17 protein-coding genes are annotated in these 17,000 nt (G+C 62.6%); 8 read left to right on the plus strand and 9 right to left on the minus strand.

Annotation, left to right across the window (positions count from 1 at the left end):
• Positions 1-8: 8 nt before the first annotated feature.
• Together HU752_RS30405 and HU752_RS30410 are read left to right on the plus strand one after the other, a co-directional pair.
• The gene (locus HU752_RS30405; RefSeq protein WP_217838494.1) at positions 9-1,094 is read left to right on the plus strand and encodes an IS110 family RNA-guided transposase; all 1,086 of its coding nucleotides are present in this window, start codon (positions 9-11) and stop codon (positions 1,092-1,094) included.
• Positions 1,095-1,110: 16 nt separating this feature from the next.
• The gene (locus tag HU752_RS30410; RefSeq protein WP_186686791.1) at positions 1,111-1,527 is read left to right on the plus strand and encodes a GNAT family N-acetyltransferase; all 417 of its coding nucleotides are present in this window, start codon (positions 1,111-1,113) and stop codon (positions 1,525-1,527) included.
• A gap of 6 nt (positions 1,528-1,533) precedes the next feature.
• Here HU752_RS30410 and HU752_RS30415 read toward each other — a convergent pair whose 3' ends face one another.
• The 3 genes from HU752_RS30415 to HU752_RS30425 are packed head-to-tail and all read right to left on the minus strand — an operon-like array spanning position 1,534 to position 4,533.
• A complete protein-coding gene (locus HU752_RS30415) occupies positions 1,534-1,830 on the minus strand; it encodes a winged helix-turn-helix domain-containing protein (RefSeq protein WP_186686781.1) in 297 nt (98 codons plus the stop codon).
• Positions 1,831-1,851: 21 nt separating this feature from the next.
• The gene (locus HU752_RS30420) at positions 1,852-2,364 is read right to left on the minus strand and encodes a M48 metallopeptidase family protein (protein ID WP_186686779.1); all 513 of its coding nucleotides are present in this window, start codon (positions 2,362-2,364) and stop codon (positions 1,852-1,854) included.
• Positions 2,365-2,409: 45 nt separating this feature from the next.
• Complete coding sequence (locus tag HU752_RS30425) at positions 2,410-4,533, minus strand: putative bifunctional diguanylate cyclase/phosphodiesterase (RefSeq protein ID WP_186686777.1); 2,124 nt, start codon at positions 4,531-4,533, stop codon at positions 2,410-2,412.
• 403 nt (positions 4,534-4,936) lie between these two features.
• Between HU752_RS30425 and HU752_RS30430 the strand changes: the two genes are divergently transcribed.
• Positions 4,937-5,608: a polysaccharide lyase family 7 protein gene (locus tag HU752_RS30430; protein WP_186686775.1), complete on the plus strand. Its 672-nt coding sequence runs from the start codon at positions 4,937-4,939 to the stop codon at positions 5,606-5,608.
• Positions 5,609-5,651: 43 nt separating this feature from the next.
• Here the strand turns inward: HU752_RS30430 and HU752_RS30435 are convergent, their stop codons facing one another.
• From HU752_RS30435 to tkt, 6 genes are all read right to left on the minus strand, one after another.
• On the minus strand, positions 5,652-5,903 hold the full coding sequence (locus tag HU752_RS30435) for a hypothetical protein (RefSeq protein WP_186686773.1): 252 nt from the start codon (positions 5,901-5,903) through the stop codon (positions 5,652-5,654).
• A 187-nt stretch (positions 5,904-6,090) separates the two neighbouring features.
• Positions 6,091-7,155, minus strand: a complete 1,065-nt coding sequence (gene fba, locus HU752_RS30440) for a class II fructose-bisphosphate aldolase (RefSeq protein ID WP_017902971.1) — start codon at positions 7,153-7,155, stop codon at positions 6,091-6,093.
• Between the two features lie 79 nt (positions 7,156-7,234).
• Complete coding sequence (locus tag HU752_RS30445; RefSeq protein ID WP_186686771.1) at positions 7,235-7,573, minus strand: MliC family protein; 339 nt, start codon at positions 7,571-7,573, stop codon at positions 7,235-7,237.
• A 110-nt stretch (positions 7,574-7,683) separates the two neighbouring features.
• Entirely contained in the window at positions 7,684-8,847 is a 1,164-nt protein-coding gene (locus tag HU752_RS30450) for a phosphoglycerate kinase (protein ID WP_186686770.1), read from the minus strand.
• Positions 8,848-8,864: 17 nt separating this feature from the next.
• The gene (gene epd / locus HU752_RS30455) at positions 8,865-9,914 is read right to left on the minus strand and encodes an erythrose-4-phosphate dehydrogenase (protein ID WP_186686767.1); all 1,050 of its coding nucleotides are present in this window, start codon (positions 9,912-9,914) and stop codon (positions 8,865-8,867) included.
• A gap of 232 nt (positions 9,915-10,146) precedes the next feature.
• On the minus strand, positions 10,147-12,144 hold the full coding sequence (gene tkt, locus HU752_RS30460; RefSeq protein WP_186686765.1) for a transketolase: 1,998 nt from the start codon (positions 12,142-12,144) through the stop codon (positions 10,147-10,149).
• On the opposite strand from tkt, the gene HU752_RS30465 reads away from it, so the two are divergent.
• From HU752_RS30465 to ligB, 5 genes are all read left to right on the plus strand, one after another.
• Complete coding sequence (locus tag HU752_RS30465; protein WP_186686764.1) at positions 12,113-12,382, plus strand: hypothetical protein; 270 nt, start codon at positions 12,113-12,115, stop codon at positions 12,380-12,382. The two genes, tkt and HU752_RS30465, sit on opposite strands and share 32 nt — an antisense overlap.
• A 24-nt stretch (positions 12,383-12,406) precedes the next feature.
• Entirely contained in the window at positions 12,407-13,402 is a 996-nt protein-coding gene (locus tag HU752_RS30470) for an ArsR/SmtB family transcription factor (protein ID WP_186686763.1), read from the plus strand.
• A gap of 19 nt (positions 13,403-13,421) precedes the next feature.
• Entirely contained in the window at positions 13,422-14,612 is a 1,191-nt protein-coding gene (metK, locus tag HU752_RS30475) for a methionine adenosyltransferase (RefSeq protein WP_186686759.1), read from the plus strand.
• A gap of 189 nt (positions 14,613-14,801) precedes the next feature.
• Positions 14,802-15,185 carry a DUF1090 family protein gene (locus tag HU752_RS30480; protein ID WP_186686757.1) on the plus strand — a complete coding sequence of 128 codons (384 nt, stop codon included), beginning with the start codon at positions 14,802-14,804 and terminating at the stop codon, positions 15,183-15,185.
• 97 nt (positions 15,186-15,282) lie between these two features.
• Positions 15,283-16,956 carry an NAD-dependent DNA ligase LigB gene (gene ligB, locus HU752_RS30485; protein WP_186686755.1) on the plus strand — a complete coding sequence of 558 codons (1,674 nt, stop codon included), beginning with the start codon at positions 15,283-15,285 and terminating at the stop codon, positions 16,954-16,956.
• The last annotated feature ends 44 nt before the right edge of the window (positions 16,957-17,000 follow it).

A 17,000-nucleotide genomic window follows, 5' to 3' on the forward strand; every position in this document is an offset into this window, starting at 1 on the left:
AACCAGCCATGCGCAACGTTAAAGTCAGCAGTGTTTCGAGACAGGTCGTAGGCGGTGTAGATACCCATAAAGATCTGCACGTCGCTGCAGTCGTAGATGAACAGGATCGTATCCTGGCCAGCGAGAGCTTTGCGACTACTCGTCAGGGCTACAAACAAATGCTGACGTGGATGTGCTCGTTTGGTGAGGTGGTGCGAGTGGGCATCGAGTGCACCGGCACGTACGGCGCAGGCCTATTACGTTACTTGGAACAAGCTGGAATCGCCGTCCTTGAAGTTACTGCACCTGATAAAAGTGACAGGCGCAAGCGGGGCAAAGATGACACCCTTGATGCTGGAAATGCCGCACATGCGGCCTTCGCTGGTATTCGTACCGTTACCCCAAAAAAACGAGACGGTATGGTCGAATCGTTACGCGTGCTCAAGGTGTGTCGGAAGACGGCCATACAGGCCAGGCGCATTACCTTGCAACTGATCCAGAACACTATCGTTAGTGCGCCTGATGAGCTACGTGAATCATTACGCACGTTGACCCGCATGCAACTGATTAGAACGCTGGCAGCATGGCGTCCAGATCTATCAAGCTATCGTCAAGTCGCGTCCGCCTACCGGATTGCCCTGAAGTCGCTGGGGCGGCGTTATCTCGAGCTGCATGACGAAATAGCGGACTTGGATGTGATGATTGCAGCCTTGGTTGACGATCTTGCACCAGAGTTGGTTTCCCGAAATGCCATTGGTTACGAGTCCGCTGCCCAGTTGCTACTGACGGCAGGCGACAACAGCGATCGTTTCCGCTCAGAGTCCAGCTTCGCGGCCTTATGTGGGGTTAGCCCAGTCCAGGCCTCTTCAGGGAAGGTCACCCGGCATCGCCTGAATCGAGGTGGTGATCGTGCCGCGAACAGTGCGCTGCATATCATCGCTATCGGACGGCTTCGGACAGACGCCCGAACGCAGGCTTATGTCAGTCGACGTCTCGCAGAGGGACATTCGAAGCTGGAAGCTATCCGCTGCCTAAAGCGCTACATCGCACGGGAGGTCTACAGCATTATCCAGAGGCGAAATAGCATCATCAACCAAAGCGCAGTATCCACTTGACACTTAGAAGGGCGTCCTGGGCAAGGAACAGTTGTACGCCATCCTGAAGTTGCGTACCGAAGTCTTCGTGGTCGAGCAGAACTGCCCCTACCAGGAAGTCGACGGCCGCGACCTCGAAGGTGACACCTGCCACCTGATGGGCTGGCGCGACGACCAGCTGGCGGCCTATCTGCGCCTGCTCGACCCGGTATCGCAGGGTGGCGACGTGGTGATCGGCCGGGTAGTCATCGCCCCCCAGGCCCGCGGGCTCGGCCTGGGGCACGAATTGATGGGCCAAGCCCTCGAACAGGCGGAAAAACACTGGCCCGGGGTGCCGATCTATCTGTCCGCCCAGGCGCACCTGCAGGGCTACTACGGCCGCTATGGCTTCGTCGCCATGGGCGAGGGGTACCTGGAAGACAACATCCCGCACATCGGCATGCGCAGGGGCTGAAGCGCCTCAGGGGTAGCCCAGCACCTGCCTGATCGACGCCAGGTTGCCCTCGATCCAGCGCTTGTCGATCGCGCCCCAGTCGTGGATCCGGTAGTTGCCGGCATGATTGCGGGCACCTTCCTGCTGTTCGAACTCACAGAGGATGTCCAGGTCGGCCAGTGCCACGATGGTGTCCTGCGCCGTACGCCGCGGCATGCCGGTCACCTCGGTCAGCGCCGGGACGTTGCTGGCCGCGCCGCTGTCGATCAGCCAGGCCACATACAGGCGACGATAGAAACTGCTCTTGGTCTTGCTGACATCCATCGGAAAATCCTTGTCGATCGATCAGTCGGCCACGGCGGCCTTGCCTTGCAGGTCCCGCCAGGTCAGGTAGACCCGCAGGTCGAATTCCAGCTGGTGGTACCCAGGCTGCATATACTCGCACAACTGGTAGAACGCCTTGTTGTGCTCGCTTTCCTTGAGATGCGCCAGTTCGTGCACCACGATCATGCGCAGAAACTCCGGCGCCGCCTCCCGGAACAGCGAGGCGATGCGGATTTCCTTCTTGGCCTTGAGCTTGCCGCCCTGCACGCGCGAGATCGCGGTGTGCAGGCCGAGGGCACGGTGGGTCAGGTCCAGGCGATTATCGAACAACACCTTGTCGATGGCCGGCGCATTGCGCAAGTGTTCCTGCTTCAGGTCCAGCACGTAGCCGTACAGCGCCTTGTCGCTCTGCACCGCATGCCGGCCGGGGTAACGCTGGGCCAGGTAGTCGCCCAGCCGGTCCTGGGCGATCATCTGGCGCACCTGCTCCTGCAGGGACGCGGGGTAGGCCTGGAGGTATTTCAGCACGGTCATGGCGGTTCGTTACAGGTCACGGGGAGGACCGCCAGTTTAGCGAAATCAGCCCGACAGTGCGCTCCAGTCGAAGGTCTTGTCGAACCCGGTGGCATCCCTGGCAATCAGCGGGCGAGCCACCAGGAAGCCCTGTACCAGCGGACAGCCGGCGGCCCGCAGCCACTGCGCCTGCTCCAGGGTTTCGACGCCCTCGGCAATCACCAGCAGGCCGAATTGCTGGCACAACTCGATCACGCTGCGCGCCAGCGCGGCGTCCCGGGGCGAATCGAGCAGCCGTGCGATCAGGTGACGGTCGAGCTTGAGGGTGTCCAGCTCAAGATCGCGCAGATGATTCAGCGAACAATGGCCGGAGCCGAAGTCATCCAGGGCCACCCGCACCCCCTGCGCGCGAATCCGCCGCAGTTGCTTGCGCGAGGCCTCGAAGTCCTGCATCAGCGCCGCCTCGGTGACTTCCACCTCCAACTGGCTGGGTCGCAGGTCATACCGCTCGATGACTTCCTGCAACTCGTCGACCAGGTTCGGCATGCAGAACTGCGTGGCACTCAGGCTCACGCTCAACACCAGTTCGTCAGCGAATACGCCGTTCCACTCATGCCGCTGGCTCGCCGCCTGGCGATAGATCCAGCTGCCCAGGCGACTGATCAGCCGCACCTCCTCCAGCAACGGCAGGAACAGCCCCGGCGGCACATCGCCGACGCTGGGGTGGTGCCAGCGCAGCAGCGCCTCGAAGCCGCGCAACTGACCATCCTGCAGGGACACCTGGGGCTGGTAGACCATCTTGAATTCCCGGCTCTCGATGGCCGAGCGCACGCTTTCCTCGAGCATCAGCCGGGACCGCGCACGACCGTTCATCTCATGGTCGTAGTAGCGATACTGCTGGCGACCGGCGCGCTTGGCCTCGTACATGGCAATGTCCGCCGCCCGCAGCAGGCCTTCCAGGTCGGCACCGCAATCGGGGTAGATGGCGATGCCGATGCTGACGCCCAGGGTCATGTCCATGCCATCGATCTGCTGGCGGATCGAGACACGCTCGATCAGTTTTTCCGCGACCTTCGCCGCCTGCTCGGGGCGCTCCAGCTCCAGCAGCGTGGTGAACTCGTCGCCGCCCATGCGCGCGAGGATATCGAAGGGTTTGAGACAGGCCTTCAATTGCTCGGAGACCCAGCGCAATACCCGGTCGCCGGCATCGTGCCCGAGGGAGTCGTTGACCCGCTTGAAGCCGTCGAGGTCCAGGTACATCAGTACCATCGACTTGTGGGTATGGTCGCTGCGCAGCAGGGTGTTTTCCGCCGTCTGGTAGAAACCCCGGCGGTTGAGCAGGCCGGTCAGCGGGTCGGTCACCGCCTGGAACTCCAGTTGCTGGTGCAGGTGGCGCACTACCGACATGTCGAGCACGGTCACCACCATGGCCTTCTGGTCGCTGGGCAGTGGCGCGAAGGACATCGCCACCGGCAGCGGCTCGCCGGCGCTGGTGCGTAACTGTGCGTCATGCAGCCGGTAGATCTCGCCCTTGCAGTAGCCCTCGTAGAACGGCGAGGCCCGCCACTCGGTAAAATTCGGTGTCTGCATGAAATGCAGGAACGGCATGCCGATCAGCATCTCCAGCGGTGCCGCGAGCAGGCGCGAGATCGCCGGGTTGGCGAAGCGGATGCTGCCGTCGTCGTTGAGCACCAGGATGCCTTCGGCGGCGTTGTCCAGCACCGAGGCATTGAAGGCCCGGGCCGCCTCCAGGTCGCGCGTCAGGCGCTGCAACGTACGCCGGTTGCGCTGCTGCTCGAGCAGCGCCTGGATCTTGGGTTTGAGGATGTCCGGGTTGAACGGCTTGAACAGATAGTCCACCGCACCGCTGGCATAGCCCTTGATCACGGCGTCCTGGGACTGCTCGTTCGCCGTGAGGAAAATGATCGGGGTCAGCCGGGTCCGCTGGCTGCCACGCATCAGTCGGGCGACTTCGAAGCCGTCCATGCCCGGCATCTGCACATCGAGCAGCACCAGGTCGATTTCATGTTCGAGCAGTAATGTCAGTGCCTCGATACCGGACGCCGCCGTCACCACCTGCCAGTCCTGCCGTTCCAGCAGGGCTCGCATGCTGATCAGGTTTTCAGGATAGTCGTCGACCACCAAAAGGACAGAACTGCTATCACCAGCCTTGAGTTGAGCGCAATCCATGCTGCATCTCTATAGGTTCAGGGGACTCCACCCATGTCAGACGGAACCGGACGTAATTACAAAAACAACTCTAGCCTGAGTTTGTGCAAAGCGTAGTAAGCATTACGCCATCATTTAACCCGGGCCCGCCTCTCCCGACTAACGGTTAATAGAAGCAATAGGCCAGCTTTTCTAATGGCACCTTGCCTATCCGACTAGCGGTCATTCGGGCAAACCACCGCCAGTCGGGCATCACGCATTTCGTCGGCGATTTGACGTCAACCGTTCGCCGCAAAAGCGTTAACAAACTATCTTCCAACCTTTATAAAGGGCGCGCAAAAGCGCGGGCCAAAGCGGTTTGCCCAGGATTTCCGGGCAGGCTTGCGCCTGCGCGAGTCTCCTGCTTTTCACGGAACAGATGATCATGATCGACCTGACGACCTGGAACCTCAGCGTCCCCGTCGGCACCCCGCCGGCGACCATCGACACCCCCAAGCTGGTACAAGGCTTCAAGGACCAATATTTCCATTCGGACACCGGCACCCTGTTCTTCTGGTCGCCGGTGACCGGCTCCAAGACCGAGAACGCCATCTACCCACGCAGCGAACTGCGCGAGACCTACCCCGACGGCCGCCTGCGCAACTGGCTGTATGGCGAGGCCAACAACTACCTGCGCGCGACCCTGGCGGTGAACCAGGTGCCGTCCTCGGGCAAGATCGTCATCGGCCAGATCCACGCCTACAACAGTACCCAGCCGATGCTCAAGGTCGAGTACCAGTACAAGGACAGCCGCAAGACCGGCATCATCGTGGTGAAAATCCGCAACCACCCGGACGACAAGGAAAGCCGCGTGATCCAGGTCGCCGACGATGTGCCGCTGGACAAGAGCTTCACCTACGTGATCCATCTCAGCCGTGGCGGCTACCTCAGCGTGCGTGCCGCCGACGCGGCGTGGAACACCCAGGTCAGCACCAGCTGGCATGACAAGCCGCTGTACTTCAAGGCGGGGGTCTATGTGCAGGACAACACCGGCTATACCAGCGAAGGTGGGATGGTGACCTTCTACAAGCTCGACATCGACCACGAGAAAGGTTGACGGCCCCGAATGCAGGGCGGGGCTGGAGAGCATGGCCGGTCGATCAGGGGTGGAACAGGGATGACTTGCGATAGCTGGCGATGGGATCGATCTGCTCGATCTCATCGAACTTCACGGTGTGGTACAAGCCGTTTTCCGCGCAGTAGATCAGCAACCGCGCACTCCAGTCGATACTGCACAGCTCGCCACGCTCACTGGCCAACGGCACGCCCGGGGCGCGTCGGGTCACGTTGATCTTCTGGCGGGTCTTGAAATACTTCAGACGGTTTGGATCGCTTTCTTCCTCTTCATTCATGGATATGGGCCTCACTGGCTGGATGAACCGCCAGCGTGGCGCATCGGCGCCTTGGCACACCACTGTCATAATTGACAGTCCGCTAGATCGATTCCTCATAGCGCCAAGCGCGTTCCCGTCTAGCGAAAGCTGAATGGCGCCCATGAAAAAACCCGTCTTGCGACGGGTTCCTTCAGAACGATCGGTCTTAGTTGACCTTGGCGTTCAGCTCGCCTTTCAGGTAGCGCTGGAACATGCCTTCCAGGGAGATCGGCTTGATCTTCGAGGCGTTGCCGGCGGTGCCGAAGGCTTCGTAGCGGGCGATGCACACGTCACGCATGGCAACCACGGTGGCACCGAGGAACTTGCGTGGGTCGAACTCGCTCGGGTTGGTAGCCATCAGGCGACGCATCGCACCGGTGGAGGCCAGGCGCAGGTCGGTGTCGATGTTGACCTTGCGCACGCCGTGCTTGATACCCTCGACGATTTCCTCGACCGGTACGCCGTAGGTTTCCTTGATGTCGCCACCGTACTGGTTGATGATCGCCAGCCACTCCTGCGGTACCGAGGAAGAGCCGTGCATCACCAGGTGGGTATTGGGGATGCGCTTGTGGATTTCCTTGATGCGGTCGATCGCCAGTACGTCACCGGTAGGCGGCTTGGTGAACTTGTAGGCACCGTGGCTGGTACCGATGGCGATGGCCAGGGCATCGACCTGGGTCTTCTTGACGAAGTCGGCTGCTTCTTCCGGATCGGTCAGCATCTGGCTGTGGTCCAGCACGCCTTCGGCGCCAATACCGTCTTCTTCACCGGCCATGCCGGTTTCCAGCGAACCCAGGCAGCCCAACTCGCCTTCCACGGAAACGCCACAGGCGTGGGCCATCGCCACGGTCTGCTGGGTCACGCGGACGTTGTACTCGTAGTCGGTCGGCGTCTTGCCGTCTTCGCCGAGGGAGCCATCCATCATCACCGAGCTGAAGCCCAGCTGGATCGAGCGCTGGCAGACGTCAGGGCTGGTACCGTGGTCCTGGTGCATGCACACCGGGATATGCGGGAACTCCTCGATGGCCGCCAGGATCAGGTGGCGCAGGAACGGTGCACCAGCGTATTTGCGGGCACCGGCCGAAGCCTGGACGATCACCGGGGAGTCAGTCTTGTCAGCGGCTTCCATGATGGCGCGCATCTGCTCAAGGTTGTTGACGTTGAAAGCTGGAACGCCGTAGCCGTATTCGGCTGCGTGGTCCAGCATCTGGCGCATGCTGATAAGTGCCATTGTGTATCTCTCTCCCGGACGAGGGTCGTTAATCGTGCAAGCCTGCCGTAGCGGCGGCCGCTATTCAAGTTATTGCCGATCAGGGCGCCTTGCAGGCCCGACCGATCAAATCGTTGGTGGCGACCCAGTAGACCAGGCCTTCCTCACCTTTTTTGTGAAACGCCAACATGTTGTCGCTATACAGCACGCCGCTGTCGACGGCACCGACTTCCGGCTTGAGGCGATACACCTGGTCGCCGCCGCCGAGGCGCACGTCCACCGCCTGCTGACTGCTGTCGGCATAACGCCAGAGCACTTCGGTCTGGCTGTCGCAGACCCAGCGGGTCCAATTGTCCGCCGAAGGTTTCGACGACGGCAGGTTGAAGGCGGCGCAGCCGCCGAGCAGTGCCAGTGAAGCGAGGGCGATAAAGCCTTTCATGCCGGTTCCTCGACTGGCGACCCAGGCCGCCAGTACTGCATGTAATGAATCAGACCCGCCAGGGACAACCCTGTTCCCGGGAATGCTCCCTTTCAATGATGAGCGCCGGCTCAGGCCTTGGCGCGGCTTTCCAGCACTTCCACGGCCGGCAGCACCTTGCCTTCGACGAACTCGAGGAAAGCACCACCACCGGTAGAAATGTAGGAGATATCCGCGGCAACGCCGTACTTGTCGATCGCCGCCAGGGTGTCACCGCCACCGGCGATGGAGAACGCGGCGCTTTCGGCGATGGCCTGGGCCAGGACCTTGGTGCCATTGCCGAACTGGTCGAATTCGAACACACCGACCGGGCCGTTCCACAGGATGGTCTGCGACGACTTCAGCAGCTCGGCGAATTGCGCGGCGGTCTGCGGGCCGATGTCGAGGATCATGTCGTCGGCAGCCACGTCGGCGATCAGCTTGACGGTAGCCGCGGCGCTCTCGGCGAACTCCTTGGCAACCACCACGTCCACTGGCAGCGGGACACTGACCTTGGCGGCGATGGCACGGGCGGTGTCCAGCAGGTCAGGCTCGTACAGCGACTTGCCGACCGGGTGGCCAGCAGCGGCCAGGAAGGTGTTGGCGATGCCACCGCCGACGATCAGCTGGTCGCAGATCTGGCTCAGGCTGTTGAGCACGTCGAGCTTGGTCGACACCTTGGAGCCGGCGACGATCGCCGCCATTGGCTTGGCCGGAGCGCCCAGGGCCTTGCCCAGTGCGTCCAGTTCGGCAGCCAGCAGCGGGCCAGCAGCGGCGACCTTGGCGAACTTGGCCACGCCATGGGTCGAACCCTCGGCACGGTGCGCGGTACCGAAGGCGTCCATCACGAACACGTCGCACAGGGCGGCGTACTTCTGGGCCAGTTCGTCGGCGTTCTTTTTCTCGCCCTTGTTGAAGCGCACGTTCTCGAACAGCACGATGTCGCCGGCCTTGACGTCGACGCCGTCCAGGTAGTTGGCCACCAGCGGCACTTCACGACCCAGGGCCTTGCCCAGGTAGTCAGCCACCGGCTTCAGGCTGTTCTCGGCCGAGAACTCGCCCTCGGTCGGACGGCCCAGGTGCGAGCAGATCATGACTGCAGCGCCTTTTTCCAGGGCCAGCTTGATGGTCGGCAGCGAAGCCAGGATACGCGCATCGCTGGTGACAACACCGTCCTTGACGGGGACGTTGAGGTCTTCGCGGATCAGTACGCGCTTACCTTGCAGATCGAGGTCGGTCATCTTCAACACGGTCATGGGTCGCAATCTCTGGTTTACGGTTTTTGGTGGACAACGTTCAGGTAATGCCCTGCAACGTCGATCATACGGTTGGCAAAACCCCATTCGTTGTCGAACCAGGCCAGCACGTTGACCAGCCTGGGGCCGGACACGCGGGTCTGACTCGCATCGACAATCGCCGAATGGGGGTCATGGTTGAAGTCACAACTGGCGTGGGGCAGCTCGGTGTACGCGAGCAGCCCCTTGAGCGGGCCACAGGTGGCGGCTTCGCGCAGGATCCGGTTGACCTCCACGGCATCGGTGTCGCTGACGGTCTGCATCGTGATGTCGAGACAGGACACGTTCACGGTCGGCACCCGTACCGCTTTGGCCTGGATTCGGCCGGCAAGTTCCGGCAGCAGTCGTTCGATACCGCGGGCCAGGCCGGTGGACACCGGGATGATCGACTGGAAGGCCGAGCGCGTACGACGCAGATCCTCGGCGTGGTACGCGTCGATCACCGGCTGGTCGTTCATCGCCGAGTGGATGGTGGTGATCGACACGTGTTCCAGGCCGACCGCCTGGTCCAGCAGGCGCAGCAACGGTACGCTGCAGTTGGTGGTGCAGGAGGCGTTGGACACCAGCAGTTCGTCGCCGGTCAGGCAGTCCTGGTTGACGCCGTAGACGATGGTGGCGTCGACCGCCGCCTCGCTGGCCATCGGCTGGGAGAACAATACCCGCGGCGCCCCGGCCGCGAGGAAACGCTGACCGTCTTCGCGGGTGTGGTAGGCGCCGGAACATTCGAGCACCAGGTCGATGTCCAGGCCGGCCCAGTCGATGTCTTCCGGGTTGGCGCTGCGCAGGACCTTCACGCAGCGGCCATTGATATGCAGGCAATCGTCCTCGACCCGCACTTCGCCAGGGAAGCGGCCATGGGTGGAGTCGAAGCGTGTCAGGTATTCAAGACTGGCCATGTCGGCCAGGTCGTTGAGGGCGACGATTTCCAGCCCGGCCCGATCCCCTCGCTCGAACAGCGCACGCAGGACACAACGACCGATACGGCCATAGCCGTTGAGGGCAACTCTGTAGGGACGCGGTTGGGGCATGGGGATCTCGCCGAAGCTTGAACATCAAGAACCCATGCCGGGGCATGGGTTCTCTGAAAACGGGCCTGTCTGTGAGACTGGGAGATGGGCGGGGCCGAGTGTGCCGTCTTCGCGGGCAAGCCCTGCTCCTACAGTAGGGTGTCACGCATGAAGCCTGCGTACGACACACATCCTGTAGGAGCAGGGCTTGCCCGCGAAGAGGCCCACCCGGACAACCCACCCACCGCCGCTGTCAGTCTTCCAGCAGCTCTTCAGCCTGGCCCAGGATATTCTCCAGGGTGAAGCCGAACTCTTCGAACAGGGCTGCCGCCGGTGCCGACTCACCATAGGTGGTCATGCCGATGACACGGCCTTCCAGGCCCACGTACTTGTACCAGTAGTCGGCGTGAGCGGCCTCGATGGCAATACGCGCGCTGACTTCCAGCGGCAGGACGGCCTGCTTGTAGCTGGCGTCCTGGGCATCGAACAGGCTGGTGCAAGGCATCGAGACGACGCGGACCTTGCGGCCCTGCTCGGTCAGCTTGTCGAAGGCCTGAACGGCCAGGCCGACTTCCGAACCGGTGGCGATCAGGATCAGCTCAGGCTCGCCCGAGCAGTCCTTGAGGACATAGCCACCACGGCTGATGTTGTCGATCTGCGCGGCATCACGGACCTGATGCTGCAGGTTCTGACGCGAGAAGATCAGCGCCGAAGGACCGGCCTTGCGCTCGATTGCGTGCTTCCAGGCCACGGCGGATTCGACCGCGTCGGCTGGACGCCAGGTGTCGAGGTTCGGCGTGGTACGCAGGCTCGCCAGTTGCTCGATCGGCTGGTGGGTCGGACCGTCTTCGCCCAGACCAATGGAGTCGTGGGTGTAGACATGGATCACGCGCTGCTTCATCAGTGCCGACATGCGCACCGCGTTGCGGGCATATTCCATGAACATCAGGAAGGTCGCGCCGTAAGGCACCAGGCCGCCGTGCAGGGCGACACCGTTCATGATCGCGGTCATGCCGAACTCGCGCACGCCGTAGTACATGTAGTTGCCGCTGGCGTCTTCAGCGCTGACGCCCTTGCAACCTTTCCACAGGGTCAGGTTGGAACCGGCGAGGTCGGCCGAACCACCGAGGAACTCGGGCAGCAGCGGGCCGAAGGCGTTCAGCGCGTTCTGGCTGGCCTTGCGGCTGGCGATGGTTTCGCCCTTGGCCGCGACTTCGGCGATGTAGGCCGAGGCCTTTTCCGAGAAGTCGGCTGGCAGCTCGCCGCTCAGGCGACGCACCAGTTCGTTGGCTTCGGTCGGGAAGGCAGCGGAGTAGGCGGCGAAACGCTGGTCCCACTCGGCCTCGACGGCACGACCGGCTTCCTTGGCGTCCCACTCGGCGTAGATGTCGGCCGGGATTTCGAAGGGGCCGTGGTTCCACTTCAGCGCGGCACGGGTCAGGGCGATTTCCGCGTCACCCAGCGGAGCGCCGTGGCAATCTTCCTTGCCCTGCTTGTTCGGCGAACCGAAGCCGATGGTGGTCTTGCAGCAGATCAGGGTTGGCTGCTCGCTCTTGCGCGCGGTCTCGATGGCAGTCTTGATCTCTTCCGGATCGTGGCCGTCGACGTTGCGGATCACCTGCCAGTTGTAGGACTCGAAACGCTTCGGCGTGTCGTCGGTGAACCAGCCCTCGACTTCACCGTCGATGGAGATGCCATTGTCGTCGTAGAAGGCAATCAGCTTGCCCAGGCCCAGGGTACCGGCCAGGGACGCGACTTCATGGGAAATGCCTTCCATCATGCAGCCGTCACCCAGGAACACATAGGTGTGGTGGTCGACGATGTTGTGGCCAGGACGGTTGAACTGCGCACCCAGGACCTTCTCGGCCAGCGCGAAGCCGACGGCGTTGGCCAGACCCTGGCCGAGTGGGCCGGTGGTGGTTTCCACGCCTGGGGTGTAGCCGAACTCCGGGTGGCCCGGGGTACGGCTGTGCAGCTGGCGGAAGTTCTTCAGGTCGTCGATCGACAGGTCGTAGCCGGTCAGGTGCAGCAGCGAGTAGATCAGCATCGAGCCGTGGCCGTTGGACAGGACGAACCGGTCGCGGTCGGCGAAGGACGGGTTGCTCGGGTTGTGCTTCAGGTAGTCACGCCACAGTACTTCGGCAATATCCGCCATACCCATGGGGGCACCGGGATGGCCGCTGTTGGCTTTTTGCACGGCATCCATGCTGAGGGCACGAATGGCGTTGGCACGCTCACGACGGCTGGGCATCGCTGATCTCCTGGGATTTGATATTGAAACGAAACGGAAAAAAGGCGTGTATTTTCCCTCAGGGAGAGCCTTCGGGGCAATGACAGATAGTCGTTCGACCGCGTTTTTCCCACCGATAGTTGCGCATCGTGCTGATGAATCCTTTCCGCGCATCGCCTGTAGAGCAACGGAAAAACGCGAAAGTGCCATTTATGATGCAATATCAAAAGTTTTTGATATTGCCCTTGCGAGTCCCTGAAACGCTGACTAGACTGCTGGCCTTATGAACCTACCTGCGCCCGCCCTGCTTCACGATCGCTGCGACGAGCTGTCCGCCCTGTGCAAGGCCGGCGGTGATCCGTTGCGGCTCAACGTATTGCGGGCACTGGCCAACGACTCGTTCGGCGTACTGGAACTGGCGCAGATTTTCGCCATCGGCCAATCCGGCATGAGCCACCACCTCAAGGTGCTGGCCCAGGCCGGCCTGGTGGCGACCCGCCGGGAAGGCAACGCGATCTTCTACCGCCGGGCCCTGCCCCACACCGAATTGCCGGGTGGCAGGCTGCACGCCGCGCTGCTCGATGAGGTCGACGCTCTGCGGTTGCCGGTCGACGTGCAGGCACGCATCACCCAGGTCCATGGGCAACGAGCGGCTGCCAGCCAGGATTTCTTCGCCAAGGTCGCGGAAAAATTCCGTGCCCAGCAGGACCTGATCGCCGGCCTGCCACAGTACCGTGACAGCGTCCTGGCGCTGCTCGACAAGCTCAACTTCGCAGCCGACGCCACGGCCCTGGAAATCGGCCCCGGCGACGGCGGCTTCCTGCCCGAACTGGCGCGCCGCTTCGAGCAGGTCACGGCGCTGGACAACAGCCCGGCGATGCTCGAACTGGCACGCCAGCTGTGCGAGCGCGAGGCACTGACTAATGTCAGCCTGCAACTGGCCGATGCATTGCAGAACAACACTATCCAGGCCGACTGCGTGGTCCTGAACATGGTCCTGCACCATTTCGCCGCGCCAGCCGAAGCCCTGAAGCAGATGACCGGGCTGCTGCGGCCCGGCGGCAGCCTGCTGGTCACAGAGTTATGCAGCCACAACCAGAGCTGGGCCAGGGAGGCCTGCGGTGATCTCTGGCTGGGGTTCGAACAGGAAGACCTGGCCCGTTGGGCCACCGCTGCGGGGCTCGTCCCCGGGGACAGCCTCTATGTAGGCCTACGTAATGGTTTCCAGATCCAGGTTCGCCACTTTCAGCGACCGGCTGGTGCCACTCAACATCGGTAAACTCAGGAAAACCATCGACATGAGCGAATATTCCGTTTTCACCTCCGAGTCCGTGTCTGAAGGGCACCCGGACAAAATCGCCGACCAGATCTCCGATGCCGTACTGGACGCCATCATCGCCCAGGACAAGTTCGCCCGCGTCGCCTGCGAAACCCTGGTGAAGACCGGTGTGGCGATCATCGCTGGCGAAGTCACCACTTCGGCCTGGGTCGACCTGGAAGACATCGTCCGTAACGTGATCCTCGACATCGGCTACAACAGCTCCGACGTCGGCTTCGACGGCGCCACCTGCGGCGTGATGAACATCATCGGCAAGCAGTCGGTGGACATCGCCCAGGGCGTTGACCGCAGCAGGCCGGAAGACCAGGGCGCTGGCGACCAGGGCCTGATGTTCGGCTACGCCAGCAACGAAACCCCGGAGCTGATGCCAGCCCCGATCGCCTACTCGCACCAACTGGTCCAGCGCCAGGCCGAAGCCCGCAAGTCCGGCCTGCTGCCATGGCTGCGCCCGGATGCCAAGTCGCAGGTGACCTGCCGCTACGAAGGCGGCAAGGTGGTCGGCGTGGACGCCATCGTCCTGTCGACCCAGCACAACCCTGACGTGTCCTACAAGGACCTGCGCGAAGGCGTGATGGAGCTGATCGTCAAGCACGTGATCCCGGCCAACCTGCTGACCAAGGACACCCAGTTCCACATCAACCCGACCGGCAACTTCATCATCGGTGGCCCGGTGGGCGACTGCGGCCTGACCGGCCGCAAGATCATCGTCGACAGCTACGGCGGCATGGCCCGTCACGGCGGTGGCGCCTTCTCCGGCAAGGACCCGTCCAAGGTTGACCGTTCGGCTGCCTACGCCGGTCGCTACGTGGCCAAGAACATCGTCGCCGCCGGCCTGGCCGATCGTTGCGAAATCCAGGTGTCCTACGCCATCGGCGTGGCCCAGCCCACCTCGATTTCGCTGAACACCTTCGGTACCGGCAAGATCAGCGACGAGAAGATCATCAAGCTGGTCCGCGAGATCTTCGACCTGCGTCCATACGCCATCACCACCATGCTCGACCTGCTGCACCCGATGTACCAGGACACCGCTGCCTATGGTCACTTCGGTCGTACCCCGGAGCAGAAGACCGTCGGTGACGACACCTTCACCACCTTCACCTGGGAAAAAACCGACCGCATCGACGCCCTGCGAGCCGCTGCCGGCCTGTAATTTGTCGGTTGTGTCACAAAAGCCCTTCATGGTTCGCCCTGAAGGGCTTTTTCATGACCACCGGTCATTCCCTGTACAAACCTGTTTCCCTATATTTCGCGAACTCGAACCTGTTTCTCCCCTGGATATTGCACGGCGCCTGTTCGAGAACCTTCCTGATGCGTCGGCAATCGAACATTGAGGTTTGCCATGCGTATTTCCGCTTTCGCGCCCACCGCGATCCTGCTCGGCCTGTTCACCCTTCCCGCACAAGCCGCCGACCTGAGCGCGCTCACCAACCTGGCGACACAGCTCGGTGGCGGCTCCACGACACAAGCCACCGGTACGACGGCCGACGCCGGCAGTTGCAATCCCAAGCAGGTGCAGGACCTGCAGAAACAGATCTATGCCGCCAAGATCAAGGGCGACACCGTCAAGGCCAACGGCCTGCAAATGGCCGTGGATCATATCAACGCCAGTTGCAACGGCGTGGCCAGTACCCAGCAGCCCATCACCAACAGTGCGGCGCCCCAGGACCCGAAAGCCCAGGCTATCGAAGCCGGCGTCAAGGCGTTGGGCGGTCTCTTCAAGTAGGCCGACACATGCGGTAAGAAAGCCCCGCGCCGGCGGGGCTTTTCAATGCCGGGACTGATCTAGGCTTGGCTTTTCAGTCGAGCAAGGATGCTCCGGCATGCGTCTCTTCCATGCTTTCGTCTTTTTCATCGGGTGCTGCACCGCCCAGGCCGCCCCGTGCCCGGATTGGTCGACAACGCGCGCCCTGCGCGAGGTCGAGGCCCTGCGGCAACAGATTGCCCGGTGGGATGAGCGCTATCACCAGCAGGGAATCTCTTCGGTTGCCGACGAACTCTACGACCAATCCCGCCAGACCCTGCAACACTGGCGCAGCTGTTTTACTCCCGGCGTCGAGCATCAGGACAACCCATTGCGCAAAGCCCGCGGGTCGGTGCCCCATCCGGTTGCCCACACCGGGCTGGACAAGCTGCCGGACGAACAGGCGGTACGGGACTGGATCAGCACACGCCGGGACTTGTGGGTCCAACCCAAGGTCGATGGCGTGGCCGTCACGCTTGTCTACCGAAAAGGGCAATTGCAACAAGCCATCAGCCGCGGTGATGGTCTCAGGGGCCAGGACTGGACGGACCGGGCCCACAGGATCGCGGCCATTCCCGCCCAACTGCCGCAACCGCTCGACCTGGTGCTGCAAGGCGAGTTGTACTGGCGCCTGGCCAACCACGTACAGGCCGAGCATGGCGGCCTGAACGCGCGCGGCAGGATTGCCGGCCTGATGGCCCGGCACCACTTGCCAGCCGATGAGGCCAACGGCATCGGCCTGTTCGTCTGGGACTGGCCCGAGGGCCCGGCGACCCCGCTTGAACGCCTGCAGGCGCTGAGTGATTTGGGCTTCCCCGACAGTGCGACCTACAGCCAGCCGATCAACGGTTTTGCCGAGGCCCGACAGTGGCGCGAGCACTGGTTCCGCGGCCCCTTGCCTTTCGCCAGCGATGGTGTTGTCCTGCGCCAGGGTCGTCGCCCCCTCGCCTCGCGCTGGCAGGCCAGGCCACCGCATTGGGGCGTAGCCTGGAAATACCCGTACAGCCAGGCCCTGGCCCACGTACGCAAGGTCAGTTTCAAGATCGGTCGTACTGGGCGGATCACGCCCATGCTCGACTTGCTCCCGGTGCGCCTCGATGATCGACAGGTCAGGCGAGTCAGCGCAGGCTCGCTCCAACGTTGGCGCGAACTCGACATCCGGCCCGGCGACCAGGTGGCCATCAGTCTGGCCGGCCTGACCATCCCACGACTGGACGAAGTGGTCTGGCGCAGCATCGAACGCGAACCGCTCGACATCCCCACCCCGGAGAACTTTCATGCATTGAGCTGCTGGCGCTACAGCCCCGATTGCGAGAGCCAGTTTCTCGCCCGGCTGACCTGGCTGAGCGGCAGGCAGGGGCTGGCGTTGCCGGGATTGGGGCGTGGCACCTGGGAAAAGCTGGTCCGCGCAGGGCATCTGGAGCAATTACTCGATTGGCTGACCCTCGATGCCCGCGAGCTTGCTACCATTGCCGGCCTGGGACCGCACGGTATCCGGCAGTTGCTGGATAACGCGCAACTGGCCCGGCAGCGCCCCTTCGGGCATTGGCTGAAGGCACTGGGAGCGCCGGCAATCACCGGCCTCAGGCTGGAGCCCCCCTGGCAATCACTGGCCAATCGAAGCGTCGGGGACTGGCAAGCCGAACCCGGGATCGGCCCCGAGCGGGCCGCGCAGTTGAGCGCCTTCTTCCAGGCCCCTCAGGTAAAGGCCCTGGCGGAATCATTACGTGTCGCCGGGGTCGATGGGTTCTGAGGAAAAAGCACCAAACCGAACCGGAATATTCATACAACCGGACC

Source organism: Pseudomonas vanderleydeniana (assembly GCF_014268755.2).
In the GTDB taxonomy this organism is placed as follows: Bacteria; Pseudomonadota; Gammaproteobacteria; order Pseudomonadales; family Pseudomonadaceae; genus Aquipseudomonas; species Aquipseudomonas vanderleydeniana.